Genomic DNA, 16,916 nt, shown 5'->3' with positions numbered 1-16,916 from the left:
GCTTTAAAGGGTAAGTGTTCGTTGGTCAGCAAGGGAGGTGACTTCAGTCGCGGGGAATATCGAAATGCTTCGGCTGAGCCGCCACACGTCCGAGCCACGCGCGTACGGCAGGATAGTCTTCAAGCGCGAAGCCTCCCTCGTCCGCCACATGGGTATAAGCATAAAGTGAAATATCAGCGATCGTGAACTGGTCGGCTGCCAGCCAGTCATGGTCTTTCAGGTGATGTTCCATCACGCGAAGGGCACGATTGCCGCCTTCCTGCTTGGCTTCATATTCTGTGCGACGTTCTTCCGGCAAGCCAAGATAGCGGTTGATGAAGCGTGCGGTGGCGATGAAGGGTTCGTGGCTGTACTGCTCGAAGAACTGCCACTGCAGCACCTTGGCACGCAAGAAGGGGTCTTCAGGGAGATAGTCGCTGCCATCAGCAAGGTAATGAAGGATGGCATTGGATTCGGAAAGCGTTTCACCACGATGCAGTTCCAGCAGCGGAATCTTGCCGTTGACGTTACGGGTCAAGAATTCCGGCGTGCGCGTATCGCCGGCGAGGATGTCGACTTCGATGTAGTGGTGGTGGCGTTCGAGGAGATGCAGCAGTAGCTCGACCTTGTAGCAGTTTCCGGAGCGGCGATCGCCGTAGAGGGTCAGCATGAGGGAAGGCGTCCTGTGCGAGCGTGGAATAGGCGTCTCGACAGTCTAGCGAACATCGCACGTGAAACCAGTGGTAATGCGAACAGTGTTCGACACGTACGATGTATGGATTAGCCTGAGTGTTATCTCATGCCTGCTCGAAAGTGCGCTTGCACATGGCCACTAACGGAGAATGAAAACGACGCAGGAAGCAGTCAGCACGCCCATCATGCGATTGAATATCTTCCAGGAACGCTCGGTACGCAGTAGGCGGCCAATGGCAGTACCAAAGCCAGCCCATAGCGAGATGCATGGCAGGGCGACCAGCTCGGCGAAACCCGCCAACAGCACGGCATTGAGCAATACCGGGCCATCTTCCGGCAGGAATCCCGCCATCAGTGCGATACCCATCACCCAGGCTTTGGGATTGGCGAACTGAAACAGTGCTGCCGCCATGAAGGTCATCGGTCGCGCATCCTGCTGGCTGTTGAAGTCAGGTGGTGGTGCGGTGGCAATCTTCCAGGCCAGATATAACAGGTAAAGGCTACCGAGCACCTTGAGCAGTGTCTGGACAATCGGGTAGCGCTCGAAGATCAGTCCCAGCCCCAGCGCGATGCCAACGAATAACACCAGGCAGCCAATCATGATGCCGAAAATATGTGGCAGGGTACGCCAGTAGCCGTAATTGGCCCCCGATGCCGTCAACATCACGTTATTTGGGCCTGGCGTCAGTGTCATCGACAACATGTACAGCGTAGCGGGTGCCAAAAAGGCGAGGGATTCCATGAGTGTCCTTGGTAGCAAGAGCTGGGTGAGGGAGGGTTGGGCGATATTATTTCTAGGTGGCGTCTTTGAATATTATTTGTATGGGTTCAATTTATGGCCTTGATCAACGCCTCATGTAGATTCACGCTTGATGCTGCCACTTTTTGAGCATAATCTGATGACAATTATCGTCAACAGGTTTTTTGTCACCATGACAATCTGGGTGCCCACGCTTGATCCCACCATGCCGCGTTATCGCGCGCTGGCGGATGCCATTCGTCTGGATATCGTGTCTGGCCAGTTGCAGGCAGGCACACGATTGCCACCTCAACGACGACTGGCTGATGCACTGGGTGTGACAGTCGGTACGGTGACACGTGGCTATGCTGAGGCTGAGCGTCATGGGTTGGTGACAGCGCGTATCGGTAGTGGCACCTACATCAACGGAGGCATCAGTGCACAACGTGTCTCTACCGAAAGCTTTGGCCACGTCTTCTGCGCAGGTGCTGCCACTGGCATGTTTGCAGATGTGAAGGGTGCTATCGAGGCGTCGCTCGACACGATTGACCTCACCATGAGTCTGCCGCCACCGCATCCCGCGCGACAGCAAGGCATGGCAGATGCACTGACATCGATCAGCCAGTCACAGGAAGCACTCCTGCATTGCGTCGACTATCAGAATGCCTTTGGGCGCGACAGTCAGCGGCGTCTGCTGGCGAATTGGATGGGGGAGCTGGGCATGCCGGTTGCCGCCGAGGAGTTGATGCTGACGCAAGGCGGCCAGAATGGCATTACCTTGGCGCTGTCTGCATTGCTGGCCCCGGGTGAAGCTTTGGTCGCAGGTGCGCTGACCTACCCCGGACTGATTTCCGCCAGCACCGAGCGTGGCCTGAAGCTATTGCGAGTACCGCTGGATGAAGAGGGTATGGACATCGAGGCATTGGCACGTCTATGCCGTCAGCAGGTGCCGAGAATGGTCTATGTGATGGCCGAGCAGAACAATCCGGGCGGTGCGCAGTTGTCGCACGCGCGGCGTGAGGCGCTGGTGGCGCTCGCACGACAGTACGATTTCTGGATTCTGGAAGATGGTGTGCAGTATCTACCACCCGAGGAATGTGGCACGCAGCTCTATCAGCTAGCACCAGAACGGACGCTATATGTCTTCAGTACTTCGAAGATTCTGGCAGGCGGTTTGCGGTTGGGGGTTCTACGTATTCCGCCGGCATTGCTTCCACGTCTTGGAGCAACTCTTCGCAGCCATAGCTGGATGGTGGCACCGTTATTGGTTGAGACGGTTTGCGCTTGGCTGACCAGCGGCAACGCTGCGCCTTTGATTACTTGGCAGGTGGAAGAGGTGCGGGCGCGGCAGCGGCTGGCGCGCTCCGTGCTGGATGAGTGGTCGTTGTCGTCACGTCCTTCTTCGTTCGATCTGTGGCTAGCATTGCCAGAAGGGCAGCGCAGTCAGGCAATGGTCGAGTCGTTGGCTGCGCGTGGTGTGCACGTCACTAGTGCTGAACCTTTCTGTGTCGGCAATGAGCCGCCACCACAGGCACTTCGCCTATGCCTGAGTGCCGCCGCGAGCCGCGAGGCACTCGCCAATGCGCTAGAGATCGTACGGGAGGTACTGCTGGCGCCACCGGCACTGCGTTGCATGACGCTATGAGAAGGGAGGGTTTAGCGCTCAGGCTTCAGCTCTGGTTCAGGTAATAGAGTGGTTTCAGCTTCCTGTACCAGGCGAGCCTGCTTGAGCTCAACGCCCCAACGATAACCGCCCAACCCGCCATCGCCGCGCACTACACGGTGGCAAGGTGTCAGTAGCGCTAGTGGGTTGGCGCCACAGGCATTCGCCACTGCGCGGCTGGCAGTCGGGCGTCCGAGCGCTTCGGCCAGCTGACGATAGGTCAGTGTATTGCCGCTCAAGGTGGCATTCAGTTGCTGCCAGACCGTGAGCTGAAAGGTTGTTCCGCGAATATCCAGTGGAAGCTCAAGGAACAAGGCGTGACTGATCTCCGGTTGCTCACACAGCGCCAGCAGGCGAGCACCGAGTACCGCATGCAGTGATTGTCCATTCTCATCCTGAGGATCGATATGCTGCCAACGGGCTTTTGGCAGACGGGCTTCCAATGCCTGCTGTCCGGCCTCGCGGCTGTCTGTCAGCTGGATGACCACGACGCCGCGTTCACTGATCCCTGCACTCAGCCAGCAGTGCTGCTCGGGAACGCCGAAGCTGCAGGGCCAGTGGAGTCCCAGTAACGTTTCACCTTTGCCCCCTTGCTGACGCACGCTTGGCGATATGCCATCCGCGCGGGCATAGGCGCGGCTGGTCGAGCGATATCCCGCCGCGAGTATGGCGTCAGTGACACTGCTACCCTGTTCAAGCAGATCGTGGAAGCGCAGCTGTCGTAGCCCGCTGGCGTACTCGGCCGGTGACAGGCCCAGCAGTGTCTTGAAGCGACGCTGGAGATGGCTGGTGCTGAGCCCGGCACGTGTCGCAAGCGTGGCCAATGATGGCGCGGTCTCACCAGCAGCGATGGCGGCTTCCAGTTGACGACAGGTAGCAAGCAGCCAGTGATTGGATTCGATAGCACCGACCTCGCGTTCTGACTCCGGATGACAGCGTCGGCAGGCACGCAAGCCAGCGGCACGCGCAGTCTGGTTATCCGGATAGATACGCACGTTGTCACGCAGAGGAGAGGGCGACGGGCAGCCAACACGACAGAAGATGCCAGTAGTGATGACTCCGTAGCGTATGGTCTCGCCGGGATTCCCCTGGCGCGATAGCACGCGTTGCCATAGTGCCTCATCAGCGGCTGTCTTGTTCGCCTGTACGCTGTCGGTCTCGGAATATGCTGCCGTCATCGCTCATCTCGCTATGCCAAGTTCGTGGTCATGCAGGTTTCTGGCAAGTATCGCCGTGCCGCTGACCATCTGCACTCCGCATCTTGCGCTGACTATTGAGATAGTTTCTCAGAACTCCATCGATTCCTGACGCTTCTCTTCTTCTTCGGCCTGCTTGCGCAGCTTCTTGCGGATTCCTGCCTTGTGGAAGCGCAGTTTCTGCTCCTGGGTTTCCAGGTTCAGTGGCGGTACCGGTACGGGGTGACCATCCGGGTCCACTGCGACCATGGTCAGATAGCAGCTATTGGTGTGGCGAATCAGGCGGCCCTGAATGGATTCGGCAACCACCTTGATGCCGATCTCCATGGAAGAGCGGCCGACATGATTGACGGAGGCGAGAAACGTCACCAGTTCGCCGACGTGGATGGGCTGCTTGAAACGAACCTGGTCTACCGACAGGGTGACCACATAGTTGCCGCTGTAGCGACTCGCACAGGCGAATGCCACTTCATCCAGCTTCTTGAGAATCGCGCCACCATGAACCTTGCCACTGAAGTTGGCCATGTCAGGAGTCATCAGCTCCGTCATGATCAGCTGGTGTTGGCCTGGCAGTGCGTCATGCTGGTCGGGGTGCTGGTCGCTCATCGATAAGTCCTTGGGTGGGGCAGGAGTCAGGAGGCATCAAGTCACCGTCGGGGAACGGCCTCGAGTGTCGTTGTATGCCCTAGTCTGAGGGAATCAGAGCGGCTTGGCACCTCGTTTGCGGCATATAAGCAGCCCATGAACGACGTTGCCCCCGCAAATAGGGCGGGGGCAACGTGCGGGCTTGCGTGGTGTGTGAAGCGTGCTGCTGGACTACAGCAGAGTCAGGCCCAGTGAAATGATGACGCCGGTGACCAGCAGCTGGACGAGGCAGAAGCCCATGATGTCCTTGGCTTTCAGACCAGCGATTGCCAGTACCGGTAGTGCCCAGAACGGCTGCAGCATGTTGGTCCATGCATCACCCCAGGCCACGGCCATGGCGACACGCGGCAGGTCAGCTCCCAGTGCCTGAGCGGCCGGAATCATGACTGGCGCTTGCACGGCCCACTGTCCGCCGCCGGAAGGTACAAACAGATTGACGATACCGGCGCTGATGAAGGACCAGAACGGAAGGCTATCAGCAGTCGCGATAGACACGAAGCCTTCGGACAGCGTTGCCGCCAGGCCGGACTGGACCATGATGGCCATGATGCCGGCGTAGAAGGGGAATTGGATGACGATACCTGCACCGCCCTTGATGGCCTCATTCAGGCTGTCCAGCAGTTTGCGCGGTGTGCCGTGCAGTACGATGGCAAGGAACAGGAAACTGAAGTTGATCACGTTCAGGTTGAGGCCGCCGCCACGGAATACAAAATGGTCCACCAGCCAGGCAATCCCGAATAGCCCGATAACCCAAGCCAGGATGGGCGAGTTTTCAAGGCGCTCTGCCGGACGAGGTTGATCGCTGACAACGGTCGGTTTTTCTTCCAGCAGTGCTGGATCGACGTAAACGCTTTCGTTCTCGAAGGGCATCATGGCGCGGTTGACCAACGGCATGATGATCAACAGCGCAATGACGATGGCCACGTTGAAGAAGGCAAAGATGGTTTCGGATGTCGGCACGATGCCGATGGTGTCTTCGGTGAAGTGTCCAGCAGTCGCGATGGTCAGTGGGATGGAGCCAGAGAGGCCGGCATGCCAGATCACGAAGCCTGAATAGGCGCTGGCAATCAGCAGGCGATAATCAACTCTGACTACCTTGGCCAATTGCTTGGCGAACAATGCCCCGATGACGAGCCCGAAGCCCCAGTTGATCCAGCTGGCGGCCAATGAGACGAGAGTGACGAGAATGATGGCGCTGCCTGGTGATTTTGCCAGCGCGGCCAGCCTTGAAAGCCCTTTCTTGACTGGTGGAGTGTTGGCCAGCATGAAGCCAGAGACCAGTACCAGCAGCATCTGCATGGAGAAGGTCAGCAGGCTCCAGAAGCCATCGCCCCAATAGCGCATCACTTCGACGGGCGAGCGCTGCTCGATCAGCATGGCGGCGACGGCTGCGATGAAGGTCAGGAGCAATACAAAAATGTAAGGGTCTGGCAGATAGCGCTCGACCAGCTTGACGGCTGGACGGGATAGGAATTGCAGCATGTGATGCTCCCTGAGTCTTTTTCTTGATCGGTATGGGAGTTGGGTTGGCATGCTTACATTAATCTATCTCACGACAGGTGAGTATCGCGCGATGGTCGAGTAGCCCACGGGTCTTTCAAGGTGTTGAAGCGGAGTCTGCGTTGTATCAACCCTCCATCAGCACCAGCGATGACGGCGATGATGAAAATAATAGCCGGCGAGTACTGCCGAACGGACGCCAGTAAATAGCAGGAAGGCCAGCCATAAGCCGTGGTTGCCGTATTGCTCAAGCCACGGCCAGAGGCCCACAAAGGCGATTAGTGAGATGACCAACGTATTGCGCATCTCGCGCGTGGCGGTGGCACCAATGAAGATGCCATCCAGCAGGTAGCTCCACACCGCGACCAATGGCATGGCGACCATCCAGGGGAGATAGGTGATCGCAAGGGCGCGGACCTCCGGGAGGTCAGTCAGCAGTCCGATCAGGAGTGGGCCGCATAGCCAGAGTAGTACACTGGCGCCCGTCGCAGTCATCAGTGAAAAACGGGTTGCTGCACCGACGCTACGAGCGAAGCGCTGCCAGTCATTCTGGCCCACCGCGCGACCAACCTCTGACTCCGCGGCTTGGGCGAAGCCATCAAGGCCATACGAGGTGATCATCACGAACTGCAGCAGCACAGCGTTGGCCGCCAGTATATTGTCACCGAAGCTCGCGCCTTGTGAGGTGAAGTAAGCAGTAGCGCCAAGCAGGCACAGGGTACGTACGAAAAGGTGTTGATTGACGCGGATCAACTCCCCCCATGCAGCAAGCGAGAAAAGTGCGGCACGCTCGCTGTGACCCGGCATGCGGGCAAGTTGGCGGACGACTAGCCATAAGCCGGCACCTGATGCGCAGTAGTCGGCGATAACGCTGGCCAGTGCCACGCCATCGCTTGTCATGCCCAGCCCCGGCACAAAGGCCAGATCCAGCAGGATGTTGATGGCGTTGGTCAGTACAAGAATGCCGAGCGTGACACGAGAATTCCCCAGCCCCAGAAACCAGCCCAATATTACATAGTTCATCAGCACCGCTGGAGCAGACCACAAGCGAATGCTCGCGTAGCCATGTGCGAGTTCACGTGTTGCCTCGTTAGCCTCCATCAGGCTCAAGCCTAGTGATATCAGCGGTGACCCTAGTAACAGCAACAAGCCGCCGATCACCAGTGCGAGCATGATGCCTTGCCCGAGCAAGGTGCGCAGCGTGTCGTAGTCTCCACGGCCATGGGCCTGAGCCGTCATGCCAGTCGTGCCCATGCGCAGAAATCCAAAGCCCCAATAGAGGAAGCTGAACAGCACAGCACCCAATGTGACGGCACCCAGATAGACAGCATCTTCCAGATGACCTACTACTGCGGTGTCCACCAGCCCGAGCAGCGGTACCGAGATATTGGACAGGATAATCGGCCATGCCAGTTGCCATAGATGACGATCAGCAGGGCGGAATAATCGCGATGTCAAAGTGGTACGTGGTAATGAGTCAGTCATTGGGCGTCCGAAAGATCGATGGCTCGCGCATGGCAAGGGCATCAAGGCTTGAGCATTAAAACAGCTCGCGAGACAGGTGTTGATAGAAGCGTGGTCTGCAAGAGCTGGGCGTATTGTCGCTAGAGCGCTAATCTAGTTTCAATGCCCCTGGTTGCACGGCTCGCTATGTGTTGGTTGGCGAGGTAGTTATCTGTCGTTATTCATGGCAGATATTGCACTTGGAGTGATGATCCATAACAGGGACGCATGGAGCGTCCGGACGCAAGGGACCTGAGTATGAAACACATGATTCTTCAGCGAAGCGCGCGCCTGCGCAAGGGAATTGCAGCTGCTGGTATGACTCTGGTGCTGGCAACACCGGCATACGCCATCGAGCTACCCAGCGAGCAGGGCGATGATACGCCTAGTGCTGGCATGATGGTGGCGGATGCCTTGATCGGACGGCCATTGTTGTTGGCGACAACCGTGGTGGGGGCTGCACTGTTTGTTGTCTCGGCACCCTTCGCGGCGATGGGGCAGAACATTGATGAAACTGCGCGTGTGCTGGTCGCTACTCCGGCTCAGGCAACTTTTGCGCGCTGTCTAGGCTGCAAGACCACGCGTGTGGATTGGGACTGACAAGTACTCGATGGACTCCACGTTGCGGCAGGATAGAGGGGAGGTCGCAACCCATGAGAGGGCCAGAGTAAAAAACGACTACGCCGGCCATGATGGCCGGCGTAGTCGTTGCAAGCGCTAGAATAAATGGGTCAGCTGTCCGCAGATGCCAGACTATCCTGTGATGGTGGCAGGCTGCTGTAGCAAATGACGCGCTTTCGCCCGGCGCGCTTGGCTTGATAAAGCGCCTTGTCGGCCATCTTGAATAACGTATCGGTTGTCTGGCTATCATGAGGTGCATTGGCCACACCGGCAGAGAAGCCCAATCCTGTCAGTGGTGGTTGAGTCTCGCTCTCAAAGACTTCTTCCCCGAAGGCTGCGAGAATGGCTTCGACTCTGGCGCGTGAGACGGCGGCACTGGCACCGGGAATCAGAATAACGAATTCCTCACCTCCATAACGACAAGCTTCATCTGAACTGCGCAGAGATTCACGAATCAGCGTGGCCAGCCTTGTCAGCACCTGATCGCCCATCTCGTGTCCGTAGGTGTCGTTGACCTGTTTGAAGTGGTCCAGATCCAGCACTACCAGCGACAGTGGATTGCCGATACTCGCTTCGGCAAGCTTCTGTGGCAGGACTTCATCGAGATAGCGGCGGTTATACAGACGAGTGAGCGTATCCTTGCGTGCCTCGTGCGATAGCCCCTGCTTCAGCTGTAAATCTGCCAGTGCCAGCATGATCAGATGGCAGACATCTTCCGCTAGTGGGCGTAAACGCTCCTGGCTTTCTGCATCGATAGGAATCTGCAGAGTGAACTTGCCGGCTTCGGTGTCGCCTACGCTCAATGAATGGCTGACCAGGCACGCCTCGGTGGGTGGCGTGCCCCAGTTAATGTGCATTGTCTGGTATGCATCATCAGGAACAGACAATGTCACGCTACCCTCACTGCCTGCGAATAGACTTGGGAGTCGTACGTTAAGCTGTGTGATGATGTCATCGAGCTGAGAGCATGTCAGCAGGCATTCTGCCAGATGGTGAATCTGGTTACGGCTCTCCGACAGGCGTGACAGCTTGAGATTGGCAGTCTGCAGGTCGCGTTGAGCTCGCTTGCGATCGGTAATGTCGTGCACGATGGAAAATAGTAGAGTGCGGCCGTTCAAATCCACTGGGCCGGTGAATATCTCGACATCACGCAACTCGCCATTAGCCAGCTGATGGCTGGCTTCAAAGTGGTTGTCGGTACGGTTGACCACTGCACGGATGCGCTTGGATATTGCTTGGCTCGCCAGCACATTGATGCGGCTCAGCGGCATGCCGCACATTTCGCCAATACTGTAACCATAGAATTCCGCGGCAACGGGGTTGGCATCAATGATTTCCGCAAGTTCCGGATCGATCAGTAGCTTGATGGCGTTGCCGGTGCTGAAGACTTCCTGATAGAGGGTGGCGTTTTCTTCCAGCAGCTCGATGGCGCGGCGACGGTCTTCGATATTGTTGATCAGTACCAGGGTGCGGTCTTCGCCTTCGAGTGGGGTGAGGGTCACTTCAGCCCAGAACATATGTCCGCGCTCGACCTGCATATGGTATTCATCCTGGAAGCTGCCGCCTTCACGCTGTAGCTGACCCCATGCCCGCTTCATGCGACTTACTTCTTCGAGCGAGAACAACCCCCATAGCGACTGCTGGAATAGCTCAGTACCATCCTTTCCGAGCATGTTGTGCATGGCGGAGTTGGCATCTGCGATGATGCCATTGCAATCTGCAACGATGATGCCGATCGGGGCTGAATGATAAATGGAGCGCAGTCGGGCGCGACTGGTAATCAGTCGCTGTTGCTGCTCTTTGATCCAGTCGATATCGCTATGAGTGCCGATCATGCGAAGCGGGCGGCCATCTTCAGTGCGCTCTACGACGCGTCCCTGGTCAAGAATCCACTTCCATTCGCCACTGCGAGTCAGCATACGATGCTCGTTGCGATACTCTGCGCTATGTCCTGCGAAGTGCTGCTTCAAATCATCAAGCGTTCGCGGCATATCGTCGGGATGAATGCGCGATTTCCACTCATCGAAACTGCTACCAATTTCATCTTCCTTGAAGCCTAGCGTCGCTTTCCACTGTGTGGAATAGAAAACATGATCGCTGTCCTGCTTCCAATCCCAGACCCCTGCGCCAGAGCCTTCCAATGCAAATTGCCAGCGTTGCTCAGCTTCTGACAACGCGGTGCTCATTTCCTTCAGCTGCTGATAGGGGTAGGTCATGCGTGATGAATAGATGGCGTGATAGATCATGGCGTAAGCCGCCATCTTATAAAGATGACCTAGCAAATTGAAAACATCATACGCGCTGGCATACAGGGTAAAGCATAACTCTGAGAGGCCGGTGGCCATTGCCGCGGCGGCCAGCCAGCCCGCATTGGTGCCTTCGGGTAAGCTATTTGCGCCAAGTAGCAGAGCTGCAGCGGCAAGTGCGGTGAGCGCCAAGGCCCACTCATAGCCTATTTTCCAGTCACTCAAGCCGCTACCGGCGACAAAGGTTGCCGGTAGATACTCGAGGTGATAAAGGCCGGCCCAACTGATTAGCAGCCCCACGATGAATGTCGCTAATAGTGCCAATGGCAAGTAGCGGCGTGTCACGGGGCGCGAGGTGATGATGCAGGGTGCCAGAAGCGCAAAGACAAAGGCCGTGCGTCCAGCCAACCAGAAGTGAATCGCTTTCTGGACTGAGGCGTCGCTGATGAAGTTCGGCATGCCTGCGTAGCTGAAGATATGCACCAGATCACAGAAGGCAGAGAGCACGAAAGCACACCCCATCACCATGAAACTGGTCGGCAGTGTGCTGCGGTGACCTTGGAAGATAGAGGCGGCAGCCATGAGTGCTACCAGTACCGAGCCAATCTCCAGTAACGAGTGCGGCACCAGATAGCTATCGACTGAGGTAAAGATCTCGGGGCGTGGTAAAAATATCAGTGCCAGCATGATGGCCAGCATGCCAGCCAGCCCCATTAGCCCTTTGGAAGGTAGCTGTGAATGAGCACGCAAGAGAGGAGCTTTGAGGACTGATGACAGGTGGCGTGATGACATTGGCTATCCGTGCGCACCCAGAGTGCGATCCGTGACTGATGACTACAGGATAGAATATATCGGTTACATGTTACTAACAGAAAATTACCTTTTAAGGTAATGATATCAAGAAGGCATGTCTCGACTCGGCCGTTTTTCGGGAAGTCATGGCAGACTGCCGCCGCACTCCAGAAGAGACAGGAGTGCGGCGGCAGCGTTTTCGTATATAGCGGAGTCACCGAGAGTCATGGTCTCGGTAAGGAATCAGTTACCCAGCGCCTCGGTAATGATGTGGTACTTGTCCATCAACTCGTCTTGGCTTTCCTTGTGCGCGGGATCGAGCGGAATGCAGTCGACAGGGCAAACCTGCTGGCATTGCGGCTCGTCAAAATGGCCGACACATTCGGTACACAGGTCCGGGTCGATGATATAGATTTCTTCACCTGGCGAGATGGCGCCGTTAGGACATTCCGGCTCGCAGACGTCGCAGTTGATGCATTCATCAGTGATGATCAGGGCCATGATGATGTCCTCAGCTTGTGGCTGTGTCGTCGCTTGGATTGAAGTGGCGGGCAAGTGCTTCGGCCACCATCGGATGCACCAGGCGTGACACATCACCGCCATGTCGTGAGATTTCGCGCACGATAGTCGATGAAATATAGGAGTTCTCTAATTCCGGGGTCAGGAACAGGCTCTCGACATGCGGCGCCTGGACCCGGTTCATGTTGGCTAGCTGCAGCTCGTACTCGAAATCGGAGACGGCACGCAGCCCGCGCAGAATAATACGCGCATTTTGCTGCTCAAGCAGCTCTGTCAGCAGGCAGCTGAAGCCGATGACTTCGACATTGTCGAGATGTGCAAGAATCTGGCGCGTCAGCTCGATACGCATGTCCAGCGGCAAAGCTGGCTGTTTGCCGGGGCTGCACGCCACTGCCACCACTACCTTGTCGAAGAGACGTGCGCCACGTTCGATCAGGTCGGTATGACCGTTGGTGATCGGGTCGAAGGTGCCTGGGTAGACGGCAATATTCTTGGGCATGACGAACTCGTGTTCTGTCAGCAGCTGGGCAGTCAAACCCCATGCTGCAGTGGACGACAAAGGGTGAGGAGTCGGAGAGGATAGGCACGGTGAACTTACGATCGTGCCTATTACTGCCGAGTGTAGATCCCCTCAGGCGGCTGTTGCCAGCAGCGCGAGGGGAGATAGGCATCGATTGCCCATTGCTACAGTGAGCCGAAGGGATTGTCAGCCTTGAGTGAGACCGCGCGAGCATAGCCCGGAATACGGATCTCGCTGTCACTGATTTCAAGCTCGGGCCCTTCCAGCACCCCTTCACCGAAGCGATAGGTGGGTTTGAACTCACCGCGCTGGGCTTTGGAAAGATAGTCAGCACGCCGCGCTTCACAGGTCTCGCTGCGCGCGCGCCAGGCCGTCAGTGCCGGCTTGCCGTGACGTGCTTCCAACAGACGGAGGGTCACGTCAGCGGACAGCACGACACCACTGGCATTATTGCCACCGAAGCCCTTGGCATTGATGAATGCGACGTCGGCGGTGAATTCACGCTGCTCGCGACGCAGGTCGAGGCGTTCGTGATGCACATCATCGGCGATGGCATCCAGCGTCGGAATGCCCGGTAGGACACCATTGGCGAAGCTACCAAGGGCTGAAGCGGTCTGATCACCGGCTGCGCTGCCTTGGCTATGCCCGACGAAAGCTTTGACGGCCACCACCGGCCACGCCTCGATACCATGTGCGCGCGCCACTTCATCCAGCACATGAGACTCGGTGGTACGGTTTTTCGGCGTAGAGGTCGCGTGGGCATGCACGAAGCTACGCAGGCGCACCCCTTCATCACCGACAATACTGCGAGCCAAGGAAACTGCCTTGCTCAGAGTGATGTAGTTACCCACGCCGGGGGCGGAGATGGAACGCTTCCAGCCATCGGCATTGATGAAGACATCTGGCACGCTGCCGAGAATGCGCGCGCCCATCTCAAGCGCTAGATCATCCGCCATCAGGATCACGAACTGGGTCGCTTCAGCGATGGTGAATCCACAGTTGCGCGCGAAGGGACGGCACGCTTTCTGATAATCGCTGTCGGTCAGTACTTCCAGCGCATCGAGTGCCTTGAGGCTCTCATCATCCGCCAGTGCGCCCATGCTGCGAAAGCCTTCAATGACTTCAGGCGTGATCGGCGCATCTGCAGTGCCGACCATCACCACGCGACGTCGGCCGCTGCGGATGTCGTTGAGGCCCAGCTTCAAGTTATAGAGGAAGCTGGCACAGGCACCGAGTGCTGCACCCGCGCCACCGACGTTGCCCAATACATAGGCATTGAGGAAGTCGGCGGGCATCTGGGCGTAACCCAGCGGCATCTGCTTGGAAGTCGCACGCTCACCGGAGATGAATGACTTCATCAATCCACCCCAGCCTTCAGCATCCATCTGGCCGATTGAGTTACCGGCGTAGACGGCAATCTCATCTGGATCGAGGCTATCGCGCAGGGCATCCCAGTCCAGGCCGCTATCACCCAGGCAGTCGCTAGCCCCAAAGATAGTCATCGATAGACCGCGAGGGTGGTGTACGCTGCGATAAAGCTGTTCAGGTGCAAAGCCACTGGGTAGCTGGCCAGCAGCTCGCACCAATGCTCGACGGCGATCAGGCAGCAGTACATCGAATTCGCCGGCCGGTACCGTGACTTCGACGTGACGGCTATCCAGCTCGCGAACCTTCCAGTCAGCTGGCGGCTGCTCAGGTAACTGGCGGCTACGCAGAGTGAAGGTAAGGTCTTGCTCGAGTGTTAGACGCGACTGGCGGCTGGCAGGAATGCCGGCCTCGTTGAAGCGTTCATCTTCAATACGGCGGATCAGCGTGTGCGCCAGAACCTGGTCTGTCAGACGCGAGGCAAGCGCCTCGGCATTTGCAGGCTGTCCCTCAGCATCGAACCACTGACCCTGATCGTCACAACGGGCAAGGTTCATGAGCGATGCGAGGCCCAACAGAGTCTCCTGACGATCTGTCTCCGGCAGGGAGTCGAGCACCGTGCGCCGAAAGGCTTGATGACCCGAAGTTCTGCCGGCGGCATTGATGCCGCCCATGCCGACGATCACCGGTAAGTGTGACAAGCCGCTTTCCTCATGAAAAATACTGTGAGTCGTTGGTCTGGGCGATACCTCTACGGGTATTCGTCCAAATGATGGCGAGATGATAACACCCCCTTAATACAGGCGTCATGCACGCCCTGTGTCTGTGCTGTGACGGTAGCAAGAGCCTGTTGCGAACACTGTGCGATATCCCCGTGATCTTGCATGTTTTTTCATGATGGAATGAGTGGCCAAATAAAAAATGATTAAACGTATGTTTGATTTATTCAAAGGCGACTGCCATGCTGTATTTGCTGTTTGAGTCGCTAGAGTTGGTGTCGGCGCATGCCTTTTGGCATGCGCCTTTTTTACATCTCGACAACGACATCTAATGGCGCGCATGAGGCTCACGAGATAGCGGAGCGGATGACGTCGCAAGGCATCTGGTAGAATCCTTTCGCGACCTTCCCGCCCGTTTGCCACCGGAATTCCTGATGTACGCCAACTCCCGCCAGATCGACTCTCCACAGACCGGACCTCACGACGACCTCGAGAGGCGAGTGCAGCGCGCCATGTCGCATCCACTGCGCAAGCCCGTTGCGGAGCACACTCGGGAGGCCTTCATGCAGGCTGACCAATGGCTGTCGGATCAACACAAGCCTTTATGGCTGGATAGCGGCTGTGGTGTTGGGCGTTCCACACGCCAGCTGGCGCTGGCTTATCCGGATCATGCCGTGATTGGCGTGGATCGCAGTGAGGACCGTCTGAGCCGCAAGCACGGCGAACTCCCCGACAATGCGCTGTTGGTACGGGCTGATCTCGTGGATTTCTGGCGATTGGCATTAGCAGCTGGCTGGGCGCCAGCGCATCACACGCTGCTGTATCCCAACCCGTATCCCAAGGCGCGGCACGTAAAGATGCGTTGGCAGGGGCATCCCGTGTTCCCGATCATCATGGCGCTTGGGGGCAGACTTGAGCTGCGCACCAACTGGGATATCTATGCACAGGAATTCGCGTTGGCCATTGGCCATGCGACTGCCATCAAGGTCACCGCGGCGCCTTTTGTACCTGAAGGCGATTACCTGACGCATTTTGAGCGCAAGTACCATGAGTCCGGCCAGACGCTGTGGCGGCTCGAGTGTCAGCTTGAGCACACGCCTGAGCGTTATCCGTTGCAGGTTTGATCTGTGTCACTCCTTCATCGTCATTACCTTCATCTTTTTTGCCTCACTTTCGTGCTGACGGCCTATTCCGTCGGCGCGTTCTGTTTGGCGATGGCCGCATGGCTATCTCTGAAGGCGCTGCGTAGTGACTGACGGAGCCAGCTGGCGGCAGGGCCACGTGGGCTATCGCGGCGCGAGATCAACTCGATATCGATATCGGCAATGGCACCGAGATGACTCGCGTCCAGCATCGTCAAGCGCTGCCGGAATGGCGGGTAATGGGCAATGTGATGTGGCACCTGCGCCCAGCCCAGCCCTCGGGTGGTGAGCTCTGCCATCGCATAGAAGCTGTTGAGTTGCCAGAAACGCTGCGACTGAGGGCACGTATTGCCCAGCTCGCCCCCCAGCAGCTGGCGCTGCGCGATCATCAATTGCCGATAGCTGGCCAGATCACTGTGGGTTGGGGTACCAATCTGAGCCAATGGGTGGTCCTTCGACACGATCAGCACCTGCTCCAGCCGACCGAGTGGCTCGCGTTCCAGCAACATGGAGTTCAATGGCTGGCGGAACAGAATGCCGAGGTTGGCGCGATGCTGCTCGACCCAGAGTGCAACCTCATCCTGAGCACCGTTGAGTAATGTCAGCGTCAGGGTCGGGTAGTGCACCGCCATCTGCTCGAGTACTGCCATTACCGGTGGCATTTCCACCAGCGCTTCATCTATTGCGAGCGTCAGGCTAGCTTCCTGGCCCTGACTCAGGGTGCGTGCGCGTGCTTCCAGGCGTTGGCATTGTGCCAGCACACTATCCGCTTCATGCAGCAGTGCCTCGCCAGCAGGCGTCAGGCAGGGTGTGCGTGGGCCACGATCAAACAGCTCACACCCCAGATCCAGTTCCAGATTGGCGATGGCAGTACTGACGGCAGATTGGGCGCGCCCTAGCCGCCGTGCCGCGGCTGAGAAAGACCCTGTTTCGACGACGCAGCGAAACGTCATCAGCTGTTCCAGTGTCCAGTGCATTGAGTCGTTCTCCCCTAGTATCCATCTGATTATCAGATGGATACTAACTTTTATCTATCTTTTTACGCTTTAGAATACCTCCCATATCAGCGCGACG

Annotated in this window: 14 protein-coding genes; 3 read left to right on the top strand and 11 right to left on the bottom strand. The window is 57.3% G+C overall.

The features are described from left to right. Window positions 1-43: 43 nt before the first annotated feature. Together CFN46_RS12285 and CFN46_RS12280 are read right to left on the bottom strand one after the other, a co-directional pair. The gene (locus tag CFN46_RS12285; RefSeq protein ID WP_024951783.1) at window positions 44-649 is read right to left on the bottom strand and encodes a glutathione S-transferase family protein; all 606 of its coding nucleotides are present in this window, start codon (window positions 647-649) and stop codon (window positions 44-46) included. Window positions 650-811: 162 nt separating this feature from the next. Further along, window positions 812-1,414, bottom strand: a complete 603-nt coding sequence (locus CFN46_RS12280; protein WP_088743685.1) for a LysE family translocator — start codon at window positions 1,412-1,414, stop codon at window positions 812-814. Between the two features lie 190 nt (window positions 1,415-1,604). Here CFN46_RS12280 and CFN46_RS12275 point away from each other — a divergent pair, with 190 nt between their 5' ends. Further along, the gene (locus tag CFN46_RS12275; RefSeq protein WP_088743734.1) at window positions 1,605-3,056 is read left to right on the top strand and encodes a PLP-dependent aminotransferase family protein; all 1,452 of its coding nucleotides are present in this window, start codon (window positions 1,605-1,607) and stop codon (window positions 3,054-3,056) included. Window positions 3,057-3,067: 11 nt separating this feature from the next. Here CFN46_RS12275 and CFN46_RS12270 read toward each other — a convergent pair whose 3' ends face one another. The 4 genes from CFN46_RS12270 to CFN46_RS12255 form a co-directional block, all read right to left on the bottom strand. After that, entirely contained in the window at window positions 3,068-4,252 is a 1,185-nt protein-coding gene (locus CFN46_RS12270) for a bifunctional transcriptional activator/DNA repair enzyme AdaA (RefSeq protein WP_088743684.1), read from the bottom strand. 108 nt (window positions 4,253-4,360) lie between these two features. Further along, complete coding sequence (locus CFN46_RS12265) at window positions 4,361-4,876, bottom strand: acyl-CoA thioesterase (protein ID WP_088743683.1); 516 nt, start codon at window positions 4,874-4,876, stop codon at window positions 4,361-4,363. A gap of 210 nt (window positions 4,877-5,086) precedes the next feature. Continuing rightward, window positions 5,087-6,397 (bottom strand): short-chain fatty acid transporter, encoded by a 1,311-nt coding sequence (locus CFN46_RS12260; RefSeq protein ID WP_088743682.1) that lies wholly within the window; start codon window positions 6,395-6,397, stop codon window positions 5,087-5,089. 156 nt (window positions 6,398-6,553) lie between these two features. Next, window positions 6,554-7,900 (bottom strand): MATE family efflux transporter, encoded by a 1,347-nt coding sequence (locus CFN46_RS12255; protein ID WP_088743681.1) that lies wholly within the window; start codon window positions 7,898-7,900, stop codon window positions 6,554-6,556. 276 nt (window positions 7,901-8,176) lie between these two features. Here CFN46_RS12255 and CFN46_RS12250 point away from each other — a divergent pair, with 276 nt between their 5' ends. Then, window positions 8,177-8,518, top strand: coding sequence for a hypothetical protein (locus tag CFN46_RS12250; RefSeq protein ID WP_211242407.1), 342 nt, complete (start codon window positions 8,177-8,179; stop codon window positions 8,516-8,518). Window positions 8,519-8,649: 131 nt separating this feature from the next. Here the strand turns inward: CFN46_RS12250 and CFN46_RS12245 are convergent, their stop codons facing one another. The 4 genes from CFN46_RS12245 to CFN46_RS12230 form a co-directional block, all read right to left on the bottom strand. Continuing rightward, a complete protein-coding gene (locus CFN46_RS12245) occupies window positions 8,650-11,577 on the bottom strand; it encodes an MASE3 domain-containing protein (RefSeq protein WP_088743680.1) in 2,928 nt (975 codons plus the stop codon). A 243-nt stretch (window positions 11,578-11,820) separates the two neighbouring features. Continuing rightward, window positions 11,821-12,078, bottom strand: coding sequence for a YfhL family 4Fe-4S dicluster ferredoxin (locus tag CFN46_RS12240; RefSeq protein WP_024951774.1), 258 nt, complete (start codon window positions 12,076-12,078; stop codon window positions 11,821-11,823). Window positions 12,079-12,088: 10 nt separating this feature from the next. Next, window positions 12,089-12,595 carry a pantetheine-phosphate adenylyltransferase gene (coaD, locus tag CFN46_RS12235; protein WP_024951773.1) on the bottom strand — a complete coding sequence of 169 codons (507 nt, stop codon included), beginning with the start codon at window positions 12,593-12,595 and terminating at the stop codon, window positions 12,089-12,091. Window positions 12,596-12,780: 185 nt separating this feature from the next. After that, a complete protein-coding gene (locus CFN46_RS12230; protein ID WP_035159528.1) occupies window positions 12,781-14,655 on the bottom strand; it encodes a beta-ketoacyl synthase in 1,875 nt (624 codons plus the stop codon). Between the two features lie 479 nt (window positions 14,656-15,134). Here CFN46_RS12230 and CFN46_RS12225 point away from each other — a divergent pair, with 479 nt between their 5' ends. Further along, window positions 15,135-15,824 carry a tRNA (guanosine(46)-N(7))-methyltransferase TrmB gene (locus CFN46_RS12225; RefSeq protein WP_024951772.1) on the top strand — a complete coding sequence of 230 codons (690 nt, stop codon included), beginning with the start codon at window positions 15,135-15,137 and terminating at the stop codon, window positions 15,822-15,824. Window positions 15,825-15,886: 62 nt separating this feature from the next. Here the strand turns inward: CFN46_RS12225 and CFN46_RS12220 are convergent, their stop codons facing one another. Then, complete coding sequence (locus CFN46_RS12220) at window positions 15,887-16,819, bottom strand: LysR family transcriptional regulator (RefSeq protein ID WP_024951771.1); 933 nt, start codon at window positions 16,817-16,819, stop codon at window positions 15,887-15,889. Between the last annotated feature and the right edge of the window lie 97 nt (window positions 16,820-16,916).

The organism is Cobetia sp. QF-1, assembly GCF_002213105.1.
Classification (GTDB): Bacteria; Pseudomonadota; Gammaproteobacteria; order Pseudomonadales; family Halomonadaceae; genus Cobetia; species Cobetia crustatorum.
The sequence above is the reverse complement of the archived record's forward strand: the minus strand, read 5'-3'. Positions and strand labels throughout refer to the sequence as shown.

Coding starts and splice junctions, on each gene's coding strand:
- CFN46_RS12230 (WP_035159528.1), bottom strand. CDS start 14,655: ATGGGCGGCATCAATGCCGCCGGCAGAACTTCGGGTCATCAAGCCTTT.
- CFN46_RS12240 (WP_024951774.1), bottom strand. CDS start 12,078: ATGGCCCTGATCATCACTGATGAATGCATCAACTGCGACGTCTGCGAG.
- CFN46_RS12255 (WP_088743681.1), bottom strand. CDS start 7,900: ATGACTGACTCATTACCACGTACCACTTTGACATCGCGATTATTCCGC.
- CFN46_RS12250 (WP_211242407.1), top strand. CDS start 8,177: ATGAAACACATGATTCTTCAGCGAAGCGCGCGCCTGCGCAAGGGAATT.
- CFN46_RS12285 (WP_024951783.1), bottom strand. CDS start 649: ATGCTGACCCTCTACGGCGATCGCCGCTCCGGAAACTGCTACAAGGTC.
- CFN46_RS12265 (WP_088743683.1), bottom strand. CDS start 4,876: ATGAGCGACCAGCACCCCGACCAGCATGACGCACTGCCAGGCCAACAC.
- CFN46_RS12275 (WP_088743734.1), top strand. CDS start 1,605: ATGACAATCTGGGTGCCCACGCTTGATCCCACCATGCCGCGTTATCGC.
- CFN46_RS12270 (WP_088743684.1), bottom strand. CDS start 4,252: ATGACGGCAGCATATTCCGAGACCGACAGCGTACAGGCGAACAAGACA.
- CFN46_RS12245 (WP_088743680.1), bottom strand. CDS start 11,577: ATGTCATCACGCCACCTGTCATCAGTCCTCAAAGCTCCTCTCTTGCGT.
- CFN46_RS12260 (WP_088743682.1), bottom strand. CDS start 6,397: ATGCTGCAATTCCTATCCCGTCCAGCCGTCAAGCTGGTCGAGCGCTAT.
- CFN46_RS12225 (WP_024951772.1), top strand. CDS start 15,135: ATGTACGCCAACTCCCGCCAGATCGACTCTCCACAGACCGGACCTCAC.
- CFN46_RS12220 (WP_024951771.1), bottom strand. CDS start 16,819: ATGCACTGGACACTGGAACAGCTGATGACGTTTCGCTGCGTCGTCGAA.
- CFN46_RS12280 (WP_088743685.1), bottom strand. CDS start 1,414: ATGGAATCCCTCGCCTTTTTGGCACCCGCTACGCTGTACATGTTGTCG.
- coaD (WP_024951773.1), bottom strand. CDS start 12,595: ATGCCCAAGAATATTGCCGTCTACCCAGGCACCTTCGACCCGATCACC.